Genomic DNA, 18,521 nt, shown 5'->3' on the forward strand with positions numbered 1-18,521 from the left:
AAATTGCGACGAGGCACACATGATTTATCTTCTGCCATTTTTTACTGTGCTGATTTGGGGCGGCAACTCGATTGTCAATAAACTCGCGGCCTCGACCATCGAACCTAGTGCGATGAGCTTTTATCGCTGGCTATTGGCTATGGCGATCCTCACTCCTTTCTGTCTACCTAGCGCTATCCGCCAATGGTCAACGGTGAAACGCCACTTGAGAAAACTCGCATTTTTGGCTTTACTCGGCATGGTGCTTAACCAATCCCTCGGCTACTACGCGGGGCTTACCACCACGGCAACCAATATGTCACTCATCACTTCTTTTGTTCCTTTAATGAGTGTTTTCATTAGCTTGCCGTTACTTAATAAACCCATCTCAGCCCTTAGCGTGGTAGGTGGCGTATTGTCGCTGAGCGGGCTTGCCTACATGCTCGGGGAAGGAAATCCGCTATTTTTCCTCCATCAAAGCGTGACCGAAGGGGATGCCTTAATGGTGATGGCAGCACTGGTGTACGCCTTGTACTGCGTGCTTTTAAAACGCTGGAAAATGCCGTTTAGCAACTGGACTTTAATTTATCTGCAAGGGGTATGCGCCGTATTCATGCTGATCCCTTTATGGCTAACCAGCGATACACTATTACCGACCGAAGGTTCACTCTCTCTGATCGCTTATGCTGGCATTGCCGCTTCCCTGTTAGCACCTTGGATGTGGGTAAAAGCCATTGATGCGATTGGCGCTGACTCCACCGCCATGTTTATGAATCTGCTACCCGTTTTTTCTGTTTCTTTGGCCGCCACTTTATTGGGCGAAAAAGTTCATCCCTACCATTTGATTGGTGGTCTATTAGTCATCAGCGGTGTCGCGCTGTCACAATTGAAAATTCAACGTCGAAATGATGACGGCGTCGAAAAAGTGACGCAGGTATAAAAGCGAGTATTTTCACGCGCAAAACGTTTACGACACCCCTTAAGTTGCATCTCTATCGATATTGATAATTTCAAACTGATCAATGATCAATTTGGTCACGATAAGGGTGATGAAGTCCTGCGTTTTCTCGCCAAACTATTTCAGAGCGTCATCTCTGACCATCATTTTTGTGGTCGCGTGGGAGGTGAGGAGTTCATCATCGTTTTGGAAAATACGCACGTAGAGACGGCTTTTCATTTGGCTGAACAGATCCGCCAGCATTTTGCCGAGCATCCATTCTTTGAGCCAAACGAGCACATCTATCTATGTGCCGGCGTTTCCAGCTTGCATCATGGTGATCATGATATTGCCGATATTTATCGACGCTCCGACCAAGCGTTATATCAAGCCAAACGCAATGGCCGTAACCGATGCTGTATCTATCACCAATCGGCAGAATGAACCTCATATAGCCCTCTCTCATCTAATTTCTTTTCGTTTTTGTGAAAAATGATTAAAAACGAAAAGAAAACGTGAGAAAACGCAAACCAAGATTTGAAATCAGGCACTGACTCCGTACACTGAAAGCAATTTAAACCATAAGGATATTCCCGGTGAAAGCAGTAAAGCGCCATCAAGAAATCATTGAATTGGTTCAAGCCCAAGGTTTTGTCAGTACGGAAGAGCTGGTTGAGCGATTTGATGTTAGCCCACAAACCATACGGCGAGACCTCAACGAGTTGGCCGAAGCCAATAAATTGCGGCGCAACCATGGCGGCGCAACGATTGCCACCAGTTCGGAGAACTCCTCTTATCACACGCGGCAAGTTTCTTACCAAAATGAAAAAGAGAAAGTCGCCATGGCCTTGGTTCAGCACATTCCTGACGGTGCCACACTGTTTATTGATATTGGCACTACGCCAGAAGCCATCGCTCGCGCTTTAATGGTTAATCATCATCAACTGCGTGTGGTGACCAACAACTTAAACGTCGCCACTATGCTAATGAGTAAGCCTGATTTCAGCATCATTTTGGCGGGGGGAGAAGTCCGTAATAAAGACGGCGGCGTAACAGGCGAAGCCACATTGGATTTTATTTCCCAATTTCGTTTGGATTTTGGCATTTTGGGGATCAGTGGCATCGATTATGACGGCTCTCTGCTTGATTTCGACTACCATGAAGTGCGCGTAAAACGCGCGATTATCGAAAATAGCCGCAGTGTATTCCTCGCGGTCGACCACAGTAAATTTGGCCGCAACGCAATGGTCAAACTCGGCACATTGGCCGATGTCGATTTGATCATTACTGACCAAACGCCACCGAAAGAGATTGAAGCGTTCGCCAAAGAGAATGAAGTCACGATTCAGGTGGTGTAATTCGCTAGACAACCGCTCATCAATACCAAGAAAAGGCGCTAACGCGCCTTTTCTGTTGCATGCACAAAATGCACAAATGATTGCCTGTGTGTAAAAAATTTGTTGTTATTAACTCTATACTTATTTGAGCAAAACGCTCAAAACGAAAATGAAGGATAAGCCGATGAGCAGTGGCAAACGAGAGATCACATTACGTTTTCTGGCCGAGCCGGGAGATGTCAATTTTGGTGGCAAAGTGCATGGTGGCGCAGTAATGAAATGGATTGACCTTGCGGCGTATGCTTGTGCTGCGGCTTGGAGTGGTAAATATTGCATCACGGCTTATGCTGGTGGCATTCGCTTTGTCGCTCCAATTCATGTCGGTAACTTGGTTGAAGTGAATGCCAAGGTGATTTATACCGGAAAAACCTCCATGCACATCGCGATTGATGTGCAGGCGAGCGATCCTAAGTTCCTGAAAAATCATCTCACGACTCATTGCATTGTGATTATGGTCGCCGTGGATGAAGCGGGCAAACCGTCTCCTGTGCCCGAATGGATTCCGCAAACTCAGGAAGATCAGGAATTACGCGCTTCGGCGATCCGCTTAATGAACATGCGCACCGAAATTGGTGAAGAGATGGAAGCGCACGTGAAATATTTGAAAAATTAAGGGGCTATTCTGCGCTCCAACCACTGGGATGGAGCGCTTGTCATCGAATTGTCATCAAGCTTTGTTTTAATCCATGCCCATCTTTGGCACATGGATTTCACGCTTCTGTTATGGCGATTACCCTAGATAAAATCACCCTCACCGAGACGACCCTAACTAACCCCAAAGCGGTCGAATATCAATGGGTAAGAACATTGTACGTGCAAGGTTATCAGCCTGAAGCGATCAACCATTACATCCAAACCTGTTTTGGGGGAGACGAGACATTTGCAGATCTTTTCCGTCGGGTCGCCATGCATGAAGAGAGCTTGTATTTACTGCTGCAATACTTAAGTTGCGCACCTTCCAGCCGTGAGTTCTAATTTTTCTGCACCCTCTAAACCAGTTACAAATCAATATTCGATCTGACTCGCATCCTGTTCTTGTTTCACTGTTGAGAAAATGTGTTGTGCTTATACTGGCAACCGTTTTCGCACAGTGGGCTGTCACGGCTTCAGGCATAAAAAAACCCGAGCTAAGCTCAGGTTTTGGTTACAAAAACTGTTAGTCGTGAACTAGTAAGGAATAGAGCTAACAGCCAGCTATGCGTAACGCCAGAATTGAAGCTTCTTAACTTGTCGGCGGCCAAACCAATTAATGTTAAGAAGAGACAAAATGGGCGACTTTACGTCGCCCTTATCGTTATTATCCTTTCACACCGCCAGCGGTAAGTCCTCCGACAAGCCAACGCTGTGCAAGTAAAAATACGATAGTGATTGGGAGTGCTGAGAGCACCGCAGCGGCCGCAAAATCACCCCACAGATAGTTTTGAGGGTAAAGATACTGCTGCATACCAACCGCAAGCGTGTACGAGTTTACATCAGAAAGCAGCAGTGACGCCACCGGAACTTCGCCCACCACACCAATAAATGACAAAATGAATACTACTGCAAGTATAGGCACAGACAATGGAAGTAGCACTAATCTGAACGCTTGCCATGGTGTCGCACCATCCAAGGCCGCCGCTTCTTCCAGTGAGCGATCGATGGTTTCAAAGTACCCCTTAATAGTCCAAACGTGCAGCGCAATCCCGCCGAGGTAAGAGAAAATCAAACCGCCGTGCGTGTTTAAGCCCAAGAAGGGAATGTACTGCCCAAGCTTATCAAACAGAGCATACAATGCGACCAAGGCCAATACCGCAGGGAACATTTGGAAAATCATCATCGCTTTTAAGATGGTTTCTTTGCCTTTAAAACGCATACGTGCAAAGGCGTAAGCCGAAGTAGTAGAAAGCGCCACAATCAATACCGATGTAATGCCCGCCACTTTTACCGAATTCCACAACCATGTCATCACCGGGAATGGCGGTGGAGTGACTGAACCATCAGCATTCTGTACCGCAATACCGAGTGCCAGCTTCCAGTGTTCCAATGAGGGGCGATCCGGGATCAAGCTGCCGGTTGCGAAGTTACCTTCACGAAATGAGATCGCGACAATCATCAGCAGCGGGAAAATAATCAACGCTAAGAACACCCACAGTGCCGCGTGGGTTGCCCACACGCGATACTTGAGAGATTTGCCTTGTACCATAGCCATATGAATGCTCCTTATTGTTGGCTCAGCTTAGTAAAGCGCAGGTTGAGCAGCGCTAACGCGCCCACCAGCAAGAAGATCAGCGTCGCAATCGCACTCGCCAAACCAAAGTCCTGACCACCTGTACCTTCAAACGCAATGCGGTAGGTGTAACTCACCAAGAGGTCGGTGTAACCCGCAGGCTCAGAAGTGCCGATCCGGTTTGGCCCACCTTGCGTCAAGAGTTGAATCATTACGAAGTTGTTGAAGTTAAAAGCAAAGCTAGCAATCAGCAACGGCGTCAGCGGTTTGATCATCATCGGCAGAGTGATTTTGGTGAAGTTATGAATGAAATTTGCTCCATCGATCGCTGATGCTTCATACAGATCATCGGGAATCGCTTTCAGTAGGCCCATACATAAAATCATCATGTAAGGAAAGCCCAGCCAAGTATTGACGATCAGCACCATGGTTTTCGCTAATAGCGGATCCGAGAACCAAGCGGGACTGAGGCCAAACAAACCGTTGAGCACCATGTTGATCTCACCAAAACTCTGGTTGAACAGGCCACGGAAAATCAAAATCGAGATAAAGGCAGGAACGGCATAAGGCAAGATCAGCAGTACACGATAAACCGCACGACCTTTCAACGCTTCCCACTGCACTACGCTGGCTAATACAAGGCCAATCATCAGGGTGAAAATCACCGTCAGTACTGAAAAGATGACCGTCCAGATAAAGATATTGATAAACGGCTCTTTGATGCCTTCGTCTTTCCATACTCGCTCAAAGTTATGGGTACCAATCGACACCACAAATCCTGGTGAGACTCGCTCACCGACAAATTCGCCGCTCTCATTGATAGGTTGATAAAAACCAATCTCCATATTGGGGCGCAACACCTGACCGGATTGATTGTTGGTGAGTGTTTCACCATCATCCTGCAAGGTATAGAGTGGTTTCACCGCAGCAAATTTGCGCAGGCCACTCATTCGAATGTCTTCACCATCAGGGAAATGCAGATCGATACCACTCAATTCGGTGCGATACCCGATGATGGTTTTAATCGGCTCTACTTCACCGTCAATGCCGCCAATCACTTCAAGATTAAGATCGGTCGGTACGTTACCACTGAGCGAAAAAGGCGCGGTCGCCAAACGCTCATCTCCGTCCTCAATCAATAAGCGGTAGCCTTGCTCGGTTTTATAAAGTTGGAAGGCATAACTTTCACCACTTTGGAAAGTTTGATCCATCAACACTGACTGTGCGCGTTCAAGAGTGAGTTGGTTTTTCGCGCTGTAGTTTGTAAAAGCAAGACCAACGGTGTAAGCCAGTGGAAACAGAATAAAGAGGATCATCCCTGCAATGCCGGGATAAATGTAACGGTGCGCGTACGTTTTACGACTTCCGAAGATATACAGCGCTAATGTGGTAAGGATCAGGGTCAGCAATGCAAACGCCACCTCCCCACGAGAATACATAAGAATGGTTGCGTAGCCATTCACGATACCTACCGCGCCAAGTACTGCCCATTTTAAAAACGCACGTTTGTCGGCTGGACGTACCGCAGTTGGATCGGACATAGCCTGTGTACCTTGAACTGACTGCATAAAAAACCTGCTAGCGTGTTGTTACCAAGAAATGTGGAGGGGGAAACGCCCCCTCCAAGGTGTGACGATGGGTTATTTCGTCATCTGCTTTTCAGCGTCTGCCAATGCAGCATCGACGGTTTGACGGCCATCAACGATGTTGACAATCGTATTTTTCGCAGCACCCCAAAATGCGTTCATTTGTGGAATGTTAGGCATGATTTCGCCGTTCATGGCGTTATCCATGGTCGCCGCAATGCGTGCATCCGCATCCAGTTCACGTTGGAATGAGTTCAGTGCAACGGCACCTAGTGGCTTATCGTTGTTAACCATGCGCAAACCATCGTTAGTCAGCAGATAGTTTTCAATGAACTCCACTGCCAGATCTTTATTTGGAGAAGCGGTGCTGATGCCGGCGGTGAGAACGCCAACGAAAGGTTTTGACGCTTGGCCGTTAAATTTAGGTAGCGTAGTAACACCATAGTTGATACCAGACTTTTCAATGTTGCCCCAAGACCATGGGCCGTTGATAGTCATAGCTGTTTTACCTTGGTTAAAAGCAGCTTCAGACACTGAATAATCCATATCTGGAGAGATCACGCCTTTATCCACTAGACCTTTCACGAAGTTCATCGCGTCTTTTACGCCTTTATTGTTGATACCTGCGTCTTTCACATCATAGCCATCAACACCGTATTTGAACGCGTAACCACCATCAGCAGCCATCAAAGGCCAAGTAAAGTAAGGCTCTTTTAGGTTCCACATGATGGCCGATTTGCCTGTTTTCTTCAGTTTGGCATCAAGCTCTGCTACCTCTTCCCAGCTTTTCGGTGGGTTGGGCACTAGATCTTTGTTGTAAATCAGTGATAGAGATTCCACAGCAATTGGATAACCAATGATTTTGCCGTTGTACTTCACTGCATCCCATGCGAAATCTACGATGCCTTCTTTGACCTTTGCGGAAGGTTTGATTTCAACCAATAGACCTGCTTCCGCATAGCCACCAAAACGGTCGTGAGCCCAGAACACAATATCAGGACCATCGCCTGTTGCTGCAGTTTGCGGGAATTTATCTTGCAGTCCATCAGGGTGAGCGACGGTCACTTTAACCCCGGTGTCTGCTTCAAACTTCTTACCGACTTCCGCCAAACCGTTATAGCCTTTATCACCATTGATCCAAATAGTGAGTTGTCCTTCTTCAATAGCAGCATGGGCACCAAACGAACCAAGAGCCACCAGGGTGCTCAGCGCGACTGTGCTTAGGGCATTTTTCATGTTCATATCCTTTTTTTTGTGTTGTAGGGCTCACCAAGAGGTTTTGCCGTATTTCGCCATTTATGATCAGAAAAAACCGCGTTTAACTCATCCTCCTAACCCCTACGCCCTCGATATTATGGCGTATTTTCGTGATCTCTATCGTTTGATGTGAGCGAGCCAAATCACAAAAAACAGGATTGATGTGATCCTACTCAACTTATCCACCCTCAATAATTTGAACTGGATCTAACTACGCCTTAGTCCCCCTCCTCCATCTCCTCCTCACCTACTCCCCCTACAAAAAAGCGGAAGAGGAGGATGTACGATTTACCTCTTTCACAGAAACTAGCCTCATCCCAGAGAGGATGGTAAGAGCCTTTCCAGTTTACGTGTTGTAACTGGTTCCACCGCCAAGTAGGTTGTCGATATAAAGTCATGATTGTTGTGAAAGCATTGCGGGAGAGACATGACTTTGTGTAGGGGGAAACAATCGATTTTTCGCGGTAGTCGGGTGAATGGCTTCATAGCCGGAGCCTTCACCCTTTCTTTTCTTACTCCATAAGGCGGCGCTGCCAACGAAACCACTTGATGTGGTTCACCTTATCCAATTCCTACTGTTATTGCGTGCACAATAATTCATATAATGAGCCGCGATAACGATTAAAAATCTTGATCGAGGACGAGCTAGATGGCGAGTGTCACGTTAAAAAATGTATGTAAAGCTTATGGCGATGTGCTGATTTCAAAGAATGTCGACTTAGAGATTCAAGAAGGCGAATTTGTGGTGTTCGTCGGTCCTTCAGGCTGTGGTAAATCCACACTGCTACGCTGTATTGCGGGTTTAGAAGACATTACGTCTGGCGACTTGTATATCGGTGAACAGCGCATGAATGATGTCGAGCCTTCCAAACGCGGTGTCGGTATGGTTTTCCAATCTTACGCACTGTATCCGCACCTCAATCTGTATGACAACATGTCATTTGGCTTAAAGCTATCGCAAGCCAACAAGAGCGAGATCAAAAAGCGCGTTGATCATGCGGCAGAAATTCTGCAACTCAGCCATCTACTGGATCGCCAACCCAAGGCACTCTCTGGCGGTCAACGTCAACGTGTCGCCATCGGCCGTACTCTGGTTTCACAGCCGAATGTGTTTTTGCTAGATGAACCTTTATCGAACCTAGATGCAGCTTTGCGCGTACAGATGCGCTCTGAAATCACTAAACTGCAACGTAAATTGGGCTGCACCATGATCTACGTTACCCATGACCAAGTCGAAGCCATGACCATGGCGGACAAAATTGTGGTGTTGGATGCAGGATTCGTGTCTCAAGTCGGCAAACCACTCGAACTGTACCATTATCCACAAAACCGCTTTGTAGCCGGATTTATTGGCTCGCCTAAAATGAACTTCATGAGCGTATTCATTGAAGGCGTAGAAAAAGAGCGGGTACAGGTCCAGCTTTCTAACGGTACGACCTTCTGGATCCCTGTCGATGGCACCACCGTCACTCGTGGAGAGCGTATGTCGCTAGGCATTCGTCCTGAGCATCTGGTTGAAGCCGTACATGGCGATGCCAAAATCGAAGGCAAAGTGATGATTGTTGAAAAGCTGGGTAACGAAACACAGGTGTATATGAACCTGAAAGGCTCAGATTCTGATGTGATCTACCGTCAACCCGACACACTCGATGTCGAAACCGGCGACACGCTCACGATTGGTATTCCAGCGCATCGCTGTCATCTATTCCACAGTGACGGCCGTGCCTGCCGTCGCCTACACCAAGAAAAAGGTGTTGACCTTCCGGTTTAATGCTTAGACTTCACTTGCTGAGCCCTTTCATCTTGAGAGGGCTTTTTTATAACCATCATCCATGCTTCTTATGCTGTCTGCTTCTACATGCATCGAATGGGTTCAACCCACTCATTTTGCAATAAATTGATGTTATACCCCTTGTGAATAAGCCCTCTCTTCCTCTATGGTCTAAGAAGACCAACCGAGTCGAGAGACTCACAGCATCCTTTAGGTAAGAATATGAACAGTCAGTTAACGCTTAGAGCATTAGAACGCGGCGACTTACGCTTTATTCACAATCTCAATAACAACCGCAACATTATGTCCTACTGGTTTGAAGAGCCTTATGAATCCTTTGATGAACTCGAAGAGCTCTACAACAAACACATTCACGATAATGCTGAACGACGTTTTGTGGTTGAAGATGCACAAAAAAATTTGATTGGCCTCGTCGAGCTGATTGAGATTAACTACATCCATCGCAGCGCGGAATTTCAAATCATCATCGCTCCAGAGCATCAAGGTAAAGGCTTTGCGCGTACTTTAATCAATCGAGCTTTAGATTACTCCTTCACTATTCTCAATCTGCATAAGATTTATCTACACGTTGCCGTCGAGAACCCTAAAGCGGTTCATCTCTACGAAGAGTGCGGATTTGTCGAAGAAGGCCACTTAGTCGAGGAATTTTTCATCAACGGTCGTTACCAAGATGTTAAGAGAATGTATATACTGCAAGGTAAGTACTTAAATAAAAGCGAGTAAAGACATGGTTAGCTGCAGTCAATATGATTACATTGAACTGGCCTGTTTGTTTCATCTGCCAGTTAAATTAACAATGAAAAATGGTGAGGTGTATTACGGGGTCGCCGCCGACACTCAACGTAATAATCAAAAGCAGGAGTGCATTGCGCTAAGAGGTGAAGAAGAAACTTGGCTCCTCGAAACTGATCAACTGAGTTCGATGGAAGCCTTAAGTGAACAGCCCCATTTCTCTGTTATTCATTTCAAATAAACCACACTGAAGACAGCAAGGCCGCTCTAGAATGACGAGCCGCCTTGCGTTTTACATTTCAGCTAACACCGCTGCAGCTTCAAGTAAGAAGGGTATAGACCCCAACGGCTTAACGTTGCAGGTGGGAAGGGGCTCTTTGAGAATGCGTTAGTTCGCGATATCCAGCTTATTACCGCTCACGCCATTGGTTCGAAACCAGCCCGCAATACTGACGCGGTCCGCATGCGCTTCGAGCACTTCATGAGGGAAGCGTTCTGAAAGAAATACCACTAGACGTCCCGCAACGGGCGCTAACGTTTCAATCCAGTTATCCTGCAAATCGTAGATTTTTAATTCGCCGCCATCGGCAGGAGTCCAATTTTCATTGAGATAAAACACTGTAGTTAATTTACGGTTTTCATTACCGCGAAACGAGTCGAGATGTTTAAGGTAGAAATCACCGGCCTCGTATTTTGCAAAGTGCGCTTCATATTCAAACAGCCCCAAAAAAAAGTGGCGGTTCACTTCACACCGGATCTGCTCCATCCGCGCCAAATAGTCTTGAACAGGCTGCCCCATTGATAGATCAAGCCATTGGATTTTATCGCTCCGGATATCCGCCGCACGCTGAATCTCTTCGTTTCTACCAATTTTTGCTCGTTTCCAACGTTCAGGAATGCACTCTCGTAGAGCTTGCACTTCTTGTGGGTTCAAAAAATCATCCCACACATACCAACCTCGGTCTGCAATTGCATCCATTAATCCATCTAACGCCATGATTCTCACTACACGAACAATAAGAAGCGCGTTATATCTGGCCTACCACCAGTCAGCAATTCGAGTTATTAATCTCCAAGATCAATAATTCTGATGGAGGGGTTGTGGCTCAAAAGATTCAAGCCTATCACGCAAAGAGATTGAGACGTTTGGGGAACTTCGCCGCCATTTTGTAATCCAATCTGAACATTAAAAACATCCCTTGAGGAATCCCCATGATTGTTACAACGACTCCCAATATCGAAGGCAAACGCATCGTTCGTTACTGCGGAGTGATTGCAGGCGAAGCCATTCTTGGTGCTAACATTTTTAAAGATCTGTTTGCTGGGATCCGCGATATTGTGGGTGGACGCTCTGGCACTTATGAACGAGAGCTAGAAAAAGCGCGCGCTATCGCATTGGAAGAACTACAACAACACGCTGCAGCACTGGGTGCCAATGCCGTGGTCGGTATCGATTTAGATTATGAAACGTTTGGAAAAGCCAATGGCATGCTCATGGTGTCGGTCAGCGGTACTGCGGTTATCGTCGAATAGTTAACCAATATGCCTAACCGACTGATTTTTCAGGTACTCAGAAGGTAATTTCATCTTAATAAATCTAGAGAGATTTGAAGGGTTTAAAATAAGGCAGTGTGGAACTGCCTTATTCTTATTTCCGGCGAAACCTAAACTATTGAATTAGAAACAGAAGAGGAATTACAACACAAATTAAGAATTGACTTCTTCAATTCCAATGTTATTTTTCGCCCAAATCAGTGCCTGCAAGCGATTTTTGGCATTAATTTTCTTAAAGACATTATGCAGATGTGTTTTTACTGTATTTTCACTCACAAATAGTTTATCTGCAATTTCAATATTAGAAGCACCACTACCAAGTAACTTGATAATCTGTTGTTCTCTTTTGGTTAATTTTGCGTACATTTGTGAGGTCACGACTGAGTTACCGGCACGATAATGGAGAATGTATTCTTGGGCCAGTTTACGCGTTAACCACATTTCATCTTGCAAAATTTTACTCATGCCTTTGATCAGGGTATCCATATCATCATCAATATAAAATACTCCAGCCAAATTATTCCACTTAAAGAGCAGCTTATGCTCAATATCCTGCGGACAGTTAATGATAACCTCTTTCGCATCAGGACAACTGATGTGCTTAAACGAACTGTAATCGGTCAAGACATCATCAGAAATTCTAGAATAATCAATCATCAACATCTGAATATTACGGCTTTCTGGTTTATTCTCTTCAAGCCAGAGCTCAGAAAATGGTGTAATTTCCAGCGCTAAAGGAAGTTTTGATTCTAACGCCTCTTTCAACAATCTGGATTGCATGCAAACATCAGAAAGCATTCTAACGTTTAGTTTATTTTCATCTTTCATTTCACCCCTCCTAACACATCAAGGCTAACATGGTTAAAACTAACGTTAAGAAAATGGAAGTCAATGTTCAGAAAATAAGACAAACGTTTAAGCAAGTAGAATAGGAGATTTAATCTGTACAATTCATAAGGTTAAGAAACCTTCTCAATATTAAGAATATCAATAGCTATAAAATTATTTTTTAACACATATAAGTCAAGTTGCTTAATAAAAAGCCAGTTAATACGCAAAAAGACTCTTATGCATTTAATGTTAGCCATAAAATAAGCTGAAACAGTTACCAACAAATCTATTCATAGCGTGTCAAACTTAAAACAATAATCCATAAAAACAGCCAATGGTTTAACAAAAAATATTCAAATTTGAGATATTTGTTATGCGGAATATTCAGAATATTCGATTCGAAAAATAAGCGCCTTGATACGAGGTATGAACCAAACGGTTTGGCGTTGCAGCTAGGCATCAACTACACATTCAATGGTTCTATATACCAGAACCACTTGGAGCTGCAGGTAGGTGGCAAGAGAGTGAATCCCAATGAGCATAGATAAACACTGTGATTAGGGTGAACGAACGTAGCCGACACCGCTGCAGCTTCAAGTAGGAAGGGGATATGCACAAAAACGCGACTAGGTACGATAAAGCACCTTTACAACATGCCAACCAAATTTGGTTTTGACCAATTGTGGGGTTAGCACTTCACCTTGGAAGCAGGCTTTGTCGAAAGCAGGAACCATTTGGCCTTGACGAAATTCACCCAAGTCGCCGCCTTTTTTACCCGATGGGCAAGTCGAATACTTCTTGGCGAGTACGTGAAACTTCGCCCCTTTCTTTAGTTGAGCTAAAATATCATCGGCTTGCTCTTTGTGTTTAACCAAAATATGCAAAGCTGCCGCGGTGCGAGCCATAATGTTTCCCCCTATTTTGTCGAGCCGCGTAGTGTACTCGAACAACAATAAATGTAAACGCATGGCTGAGATCAATACAAACGCATCGAATATCGACTAAATTCAAGCCATTCCGTTGCCGATACGGTAATTTCGTTTAGTATAAGTAAGAGTCCGAACAGTTAAAGAAAATATTATGGCTAAAGTCGTCAGTAAAGCGAACCAATCACAAGGGATGTTGATGTTCACGCTCAGTGCCCAGCAGCAACTTTTCGCTATCGGGACACTGAAAGTCCGAGAAATTGTGACTTATCACCCAATGACTCAGATCCCCTATTCACACCATCATGTGATAGGAACGGTCACAATTCGTAACCTGACAGTTCCAGTGATTGATATGGCAGCAGCGATTGGCTTTCGCCCAATCCAACCGAGCGAGTATCAGAAGTGCTATTTGATCGTCACAGACTGCTTACGCACAGTTGTGGCTTTCATGGTTCGCACTATAGAGAAAATCATCGAGTGTGATTGGCGACAAATCGAATCGTCCCCCGAGACGGCAGGACATGATGTTTTCGTCACAGGGATCACTCGATTCCAGAATAAGATTGTACAACTGTTAGACGTTGAGTTATTGCTCTCAAAAATCTACCCACAATATGAATCGACCAAGGTCCCTATGTTGACGGATATCGAGCGTGAGCGCTTGAAACCCCTCAATATTTTGTTGGTCGATGACTCTTCTATTGCGCGTAAACAGCTCTCTGATGCGCTGGATAGCATCAACATTCCGTATCATATCTGTAAAAATGGTAGTGAAGCACTGGATTTGATGCGTGATATGGCACGCGATCACCGCGCCATCGACATTTTGGTGAGTGATATTGAAATGCCGGGATTAGATGGTTATGAGCTGGCATTTGAAATGCAAAACGATCCACAGTTGAACCATGCTTATTGTATTTTGCACACTTCGCTCTCCAGTGAGATCTGTGTCGATCGTGCCCATCAAGTGGGCGCTCACGAAGCGTTGGAGAAATTTAACGCCACCGAGTTAGTCGAAGCCATGTTGCGTGGAGCCAAAAAGCTTGAGACGCAGCGTTTGCAAAAACCGTGATCGGTTAAGCATTTAACCCAAAGCCAATCGCAAGACTATTTGCTATAACAGATAAAAAATGAATTCTCGGCAGCTCTAGCGCTGCCGATCTGAATTGAGCAAATCAGGTATACACCATAGCTGCTCATGATGACTCAACCATTGTTGTAATTGTGTCGATAGCGCCTCTTGCTCCACCTCGGAAAACTTCGCGAGCAAACTCGACTGTAAATCACAATACTCTGGTAACCAGAATTCGATCCATTGTCGCCCTTCTTCTGTCAATGTCACCTCAACGTTACGCCTGTCATACTTGCTGAGGTTTCTCTCTACAAGTCCTTTGCGTTCAAGCCGCGTTAAACGGTTAGTCATAGCCCCTGAGCTGAGCAATAACCGCACTTGCAAGTCCGAAGGGTTTAGGCAATAAGGATGACCGACACCACGCAAGGCCATTAAAACTTCAAACTCGCCAGAGGTCAGTCCCGCTTGTTGATAGAAGGCCTCCATTTTTAACTCAATACGTCTCGCCAACCGTTGTAATCGATGAAGTACCGACATGGGCAGAGTATTAAGCTCAGGCAGCTCATTTGCCCATTCCATGACGGATTTTTGCACTGAATCCATTCGTTTTATCCTGTGTTGTTCCTTTTATTCCTTGACGTTACCACTTCAACGAAGATGAGGAAAATGGCACGCATTGAGCAGCCTCTCTAGTCAGAACAAATTTACAGCGTTTCTACAGTAAATCCGCTAATCTTAAGGTTATGAAAATGTCTTGCGTATCCGAATCAAGTGATGACAACTGAAGATTTCAAAAAATCCACGGCTAACTTAAAAAAAGTCGTACCTTTAATGATGAAACATCATGTCGCTGCCACACCTGTGAACTACGCTCTGTGGTATACCTATGTCGATCAAGCCATTCCGCAACTCAATGCGGAAATGGACTCTGTATTACAAAATTTTGGGCTTTGCCCACCCGCTTCTGGTGAACATCTTTACCAACAATACATTGCGACTAAAGCAGAAACCAATATTAATCAGTTACGTGCGAATGTTGAGGTACTACTTGGTGAAATTAGCAGTTCAATGAGTGATACGCTCAGTGATACCAGTTCCTTTGCTACAGTAATTGATAAAAGCTTTAAGGAATTGGAACGTGTTGAGCAAGATAATCTCTCCATTGAAGAAGTAATGACGGTGATCCGCCGCTTAGTGAGTGACTCTAAAGATATTCGACACTCAACCAATTTCCTGAATAATCAACTGAACGCGGCAACACTAGAAATCTCTCGTCTTAAAGAGCAGCTAGCGAAAGTTCAGAAAGATGCTCTGTTTGACAGTTTATCCGGGCTTTATAATCGCCGAGCTTTTGATGGCGATATGTTCACACTGATCCATGCTGGGCAGCAAGTCAGCCTTATCATGCTCGACATCGACCACTTCAAAGCCCTTAATGACAACTATGGCCACCTATTTGGTGACCAAATTATCCGTGCGATCGCCAAACGTCTTCAGAGCCTATGCCGTGACGGCGTGACGGCTTATCGTTATGGCGGTGAAGAGTTTGCGCTGATTACTCCGCACAAATCGCTGCGTATTGCACGCCAGTTTGCTGAATCAGTGCGACGCTCACTAGAGAAACTCACCGTAAAAGATAGGCGTAGCGGCCAATCGGTCGGCAGCATTACCGCTTCGTTTGGTGTAGTAGAAAAAATTGAAGGTGACTCTTTGGAGTCTCTCATCGGTCGAGCTGATGAATTGCTGTATGAAGCGAAAAATCTGGGCCGCAATCGAGTCATGCCGCTCTAAACTCGGCAATACCCATCGACTTGACGTTGTAAATAGACAAGGAAAAGGTTACTCAGCGCGAAATTGCCACAAAAAAGCCAAGAATCTCTGACTCTTGGCTTTTTTCATACGATAGCGGATTAATGTGAAAAACAGTCTCCGAGGAAATATTCGTCACCATTACGAGCCGTATACTCTTTCTCTTCGATACGAGCCTGTGGGCGGCCTTGTTCATCGCCTTTTAGCAAACTCACCCAGTGGCGGATAGTGGTGCTTGGCTGTGCGTGTTCATTGGAATGATTGAGTACCGTGCACGTTTCTAATTGAATATCGGCTATCTCTCGTAACTCAATGCAACCCGTACCGCGTTGGCAACCTAATGCCATTTCAACATGACTACCTTGTCCATCACGAAACAGAAGATGGCTTGGATTTTCTTTACTACCATTAAATGCCACAAACTGTTTTGGGTATTTCAAACCACTATGACGGCCATCTTGAAAGTATGCGAGCAGGTGATTGTAATCAATCACATAAGCCGTCACATCTTGGTGAGTACCATTTTCAAGCGGAAACAGGCGGTCTAATAACTGCTTCGCTTTGATTTGTTTTTCACGCTGTTGATTGGCGGCGACCGTTTCTACGGCGAACACAGCTTCAGCGATAAAGGATTTGTTTTGGTGTTGGATTTCTGTTTTATCAAACGTCAGCATGTTCATCGTCGTTCCCTCGTTCAGATTCAATGTCATTTTACTGCAAAGGCACTGGCGATCTTTTCGCCGGATTTGTGACTTCGCTTACTTGGAAGACTAGCGGATTTCTGACTACAATTTCACAACAAAAATTTTACAATGTGAATTTTACAAAATGAGTGTGTCTAAAAGTCTTGTTCGACAGTCCCATTTTCTGGGTACTAAAGTCAGAAACCTTCGTAAAAGGAACCACTTAACTATGGAGGATCTTTCTGCACGCTGCATTCGTGTTAGCCCAGAATACGCGCCATCGGTTTCTTATCTCTCAATGATTGAGCGCGGAAAGCGAGTACCGAGCGTAGAGATGCTGGAAGTTATCGCGGAAGTGTTTCAAAAAGATCCCATCTGGTTTTTAGATGATGAGCCAGAGCAAATTGATATCACTCCCGAAAAAGGCAATAGAGGTGGTATTAGTGGAATGGCTCTTGAGCCAAGCTTTTTGTTTTCCAATGATATTTTACAAATCGCTATTCCAGAGATGCTCTCGCAAACTGGGATCACTGGCCGCCAATTTGCTCATCTCTTAATCCGAGCCCATCAAGAAAGTCTGCAAAATCATTTCCCTGATCTTGAGCGTGCTGCCGAAGAGGTGGGGCTAAAACGCCTCAATTTGTCTGTCACCGATTTGCTGGATATTGCCAAAGGGCTTGGATTGGACGTGCGTTGGGTAAAGCGTACGCCACATGATGTCATTGACGAACTTGGGGTGAGTGCTAAACAACTCGTTACCTCATTTTTTGAGCCGCCTGGACGCATTTACCTGAATGAGATCCTGCGTGAATACCCAACGCGATTGAAATATGACCTTGCGGTTTATATCGGACATAATGTGCTGCACAACAAAGATGGCCTAAAAAGCGTCCTCTCCGTCGGTCACACTCAAGGGTGGGATGAGATGGTGGAAACCTCCCCCTCTTCAGAGCTGAATTCACAAGATATCTTGCAAGCTTGGCGAGATTTTGAATCCAGCTTTTTTGCTGGGGCACTACTGTGCCCTAAGGTGCCCTTTCGACAACTGCTCGATCGTAACGGATATGAAATCAGCGTTCATCAGAAAGCGGGAGTCTCACCTTCTGTCGCCATGCGGCGGATGACCGTCGTTTCGCCCTATCCCCACTGGCACTATTTTGATGCCTATGGTGAAGGGAAACTCAAGGCCGTATACCGTGGAAATGGTATCCCACTTCCTTGGGGAAATATGCGTAAAGTGAATGATCCTTGTCAGCATTGGGCCGTTTTTCGTCGTCTTTCACAACCACAACAAGGCAGTTCAGCCCAAATTTCGATTTTAACTGTGGGCGACGAGCCTCGAATTTACTGTTGTGAATCACTCAATGTTGTGGATCCTGCCGGCAACAACCGTGTCTTGTGTGCGGGCATCGACCTCAATCCTGCGATTAATGCACAAGGTGGTGACGCTCTCGCTATTGCTCAAGAGCTCAAAATGAGTTGTGTGCAGAAAGGAGGAACCACCGCGATTCCAGCGCCGATTAAACGTGATTTGCGCACTATCGCCAAAATTCTCAACATCAACTGGATTGAACGAGGTATCGAGAATGAAGCGAGATTAATTTGCTCACGCGGCGCGGTTTGTCCACGAAAGCCAAGATGCTATGGAGAATGTGACGAATAAAAAAAGGCCAACCACAAGAAGTGTGATTGGCCGTCTATAAGTGTGAACAATGGTGTTCACTAACAACGTCAGTTGGCTAGGTGACCCTCGGCTT

19 protein-coding genes and 1 pseudogene are annotated in these 18,521 nt (G+C 45.4%); 12 read left to right on the forward strand and 8 right to left on the reverse strand.

What is annotated here, in order from left to right; all coding sequences use genetic code 11:
• The first annotated feature begins 19 nt into the window (after positions 1-19).
• The 5 genes and pseudogenes from R4537_RS04670 (at position 20) to R4537_RS04690 (ending at position 3,288) form a co-directional block, all read left to right on the forward strand.
• A complete protein-coding gene (locus R4537_RS04670; protein ID WP_071179406.1) occupies positions 20-919 on the forward strand; it encodes a DMT family transporter in 900 nt (299 codons plus the stop codon).
• Positions 920-1,360 (forward strand): annotated as a pseudogene (locus R4537_RS04675) (diguanylate cyclase); the annotation flags it as partial.
• Between the two features lie 152 nt (positions 1,361-1,512).
• Positions 1,513-2,274: a DeoR/GlpR family transcriptional regulator gene (locus R4537_RS04680; RefSeq protein ID WP_000648858.1), complete on the forward strand. Its 762-nt coding sequence runs from the start codon at positions 1,513-1,515 to the stop codon at positions 2,272-2,274.
• 163 nt (positions 2,275-2,437) lie between these two features.
• A complete protein-coding gene (locus R4537_RS04685; RefSeq protein WP_000094384.1) occupies positions 2,438-2,926 on the forward strand; it encodes an acyl-CoA thioesterase in 489 nt (162 codons plus the stop codon).
• Positions 2,927-3,036: 110 nt separating this feature from the next.
• Entirely contained in the window at positions 3,037-3,288 is a 252-nt protein-coding gene (locus R4537_RS04690) for a hypothetical protein (RefSeq protein ID WP_001018760.1), read from the forward strand.
• A gap of 322 nt (positions 3,289-3,610) precedes the next feature.
• Here R4537_RS04690 and malG read toward each other — a convergent pair whose 3' ends face one another.
• The 3 genes from malG to malE form a co-directional block, all read right to left on the reverse strand.
• Complete coding sequence (malG, locus tag R4537_RS04695; RefSeq protein ID WP_001252027.1) at positions 3,611-4,501, reverse strand: maltose ABC transporter permease MalG; 891 nt, start codon at positions 4,499-4,501, stop codon at positions 3,611-3,613.
• 11 nt (positions 4,502-4,512) lie between these two features.
• Entirely contained in the window at positions 4,513-6,087 is a 1,575-nt protein-coding gene (gene malF, locus R4537_RS04700) for a maltose ABC transporter permease MalF (protein WP_001882759.1), read from the reverse strand.
• 72 nt (positions 6,088-6,159) lie between these two features.
• Complete coding sequence (gene malE, locus R4537_RS04705; RefSeq protein ID WP_000786227.1) at positions 6,160-7,341, reverse strand: maltose/maltodextrin ABC transporter substrate-binding protein MalE; 1,182 nt, start codon at positions 7,339-7,341, stop codon at positions 6,160-6,162.
• 670 nt (positions 7,342-8,011) lie between these two features.
• On the opposite strand from malE, the gene malK reads away from it, so the two are divergent.
• The 3 genes from malK (at position 8,012) to R4537_RS04720 (ending at position 10,127) form a co-directional block, all read left to right on the forward strand.
• Positions 8,012-9,133 carry a maltose/maltodextrin ABC transporter ATP-binding protein MalK gene (malK, locus tag R4537_RS04710; protein ID WP_000179247.1) on the forward strand — a complete coding sequence of 374 codons (1,122 nt, stop codon included), beginning with the start codon at positions 8,012-8,014 and terminating at the stop codon, positions 9,131-9,133.
• A gap of 222 nt (positions 9,134-9,355) precedes the next feature.
• Positions 9,356-9,877, forward strand: coding sequence for a spermidine N1-acetyltransferase (speG, locus tag R4537_RS04715; protein WP_001088090.1), 522 nt, complete (start codon positions 9,356-9,358; stop codon positions 9,875-9,877).
• A gap of 4 nt (positions 9,878-9,881) precedes the next feature.
• Positions 9,882-10,127 carry a Rho-binding antiterminator gene (locus R4537_RS04720; protein WP_000253071.1) on the forward strand — a complete coding sequence of 82 codons (246 nt, stop codon included), beginning with the start codon at positions 9,882-9,884 and terminating at the stop codon, positions 10,125-10,127.
• A 147-nt stretch (positions 10,128-10,274) separates the two neighbouring features.
• On the opposite strand, the gene R4537_RS04725 is transcribed toward R4537_RS04720, so the two are convergent.
• A complete protein-coding gene (locus R4537_RS04725; protein WP_002031361.1) occupies positions 10,275-10,883 on the reverse strand; it encodes a 2OG-Fe(II) oxygenase in 609 nt (202 codons plus the stop codon).
• A gap of 215 nt (positions 10,884-11,098) precedes the next feature.
• Between R4537_RS04725 and R4537_RS04730 the strand changes: the two genes are divergently transcribed.
• Positions 11,099-11,419, forward strand: a complete 321-nt coding sequence (locus R4537_RS04730; RefSeq protein ID WP_000637490.1) for a heavy metal-binding domain-containing protein — start codon at positions 11,099-11,101, stop codon at positions 11,417-11,419.
• 174 nt (positions 11,420-11,593) lie between these two features.
• On the opposite strand, the gene vpsT is transcribed toward R4537_RS04730, so the two are convergent.
• Positions 11,594-12,268: a LuxR family transcriptional regulator VpsT gene (gene vpsT, locus R4537_RS04735; protein WP_071179408.1), complete on the reverse strand. Its 675-nt coding sequence runs from the start codon at positions 12,266-12,268 to the stop codon at positions 11,594-11,596.
• A gap of 629 nt (positions 12,269-12,897) precedes the next feature.
• Entirely contained in the window at positions 12,898-13,176 is a 279-nt protein-coding gene (gene ppiC / locus R4537_RS04740) for a peptidylprolyl isomerase PpiC (protein ID WP_000124506.1), read from the reverse strand.
• 175 nt (positions 13,177-13,351) lie between these two features.
• On the opposite strand from ppiC, the gene R4537_RS04745 reads away from it, so the two are divergent.
• Entirely contained in the window at positions 13,352-14,272 is a 921-nt protein-coding gene (locus tag R4537_RS04745; RefSeq protein ID WP_029628061.1) for a chemotaxis protein, read from the forward strand.
• Between the two features lie 75 nt (positions 14,273-14,347).
• On the opposite strand, the gene R4537_RS04750 is transcribed toward R4537_RS04745, so the two are convergent.
• The gene (locus R4537_RS04750; protein WP_071179409.1) at positions 14,348-14,875 is read right to left on the reverse strand and encodes a MarR family winged helix-turn-helix transcriptional regulator; all 528 of its coding nucleotides are present in this window, start codon (positions 14,873-14,875) and stop codon (positions 14,348-14,350) included.
• A gap of 171 nt (positions 14,876-15,046) precedes the next feature.
• Between R4537_RS04750 and vdcA the strand changes: the two genes are divergently transcribed.
• The gene (gene vdcA / locus R4537_RS04755) at positions 15,047-16,063 is read left to right on the forward strand and encodes a diguanylate cyclase VdcA (RefSeq protein ID WP_000206013.1); all 1,017 of its coding nucleotides are present in this window, start codon (positions 15,047-15,049) and stop codon (positions 16,061-16,063) included.
• Positions 16,064-16,182: 119 nt separating this feature from the next.
• Here the strand turns inward: vdcA and R4537_RS04760 are convergent, their stop codons facing one another.
• Positions 16,183-16,761 carry an aldolase/citrate lyase/malate synthase family protein gene (locus tag R4537_RS04760; RefSeq protein WP_071179410.1) on the reverse strand — a complete coding sequence of 193 codons (579 nt, stop codon included), beginning with the start codon at positions 16,759-16,761 and terminating at the stop codon, positions 16,183-16,185.
• Between the two features lie 232 nt (positions 16,762-16,993).
• Between R4537_RS04760 and R4537_RS04765 the strand changes: the two genes are divergently transcribed.
• On the forward strand, positions 16,994-18,427 hold the full coding sequence (locus tag R4537_RS04765; protein ID WP_175463868.1) for a DUF3612 domain-containing protein: 1,434 nt from the start codon (positions 16,994-16,996) through the stop codon (positions 18,425-18,427).
• The last annotated feature ends 94 nt before the right edge of the window (positions 18,428-18,521 follow it).

Origin of the sequence: Vibrio paracholerae (assembly GCF_037672085.1) — a bacterium.
Taxonomy (GTDB): domain Bacteria; phylum Pseudomonadota; class Gammaproteobacteria; order Enterobacterales; family Vibrionaceae; genus Vibrio; species Vibrio cholerae.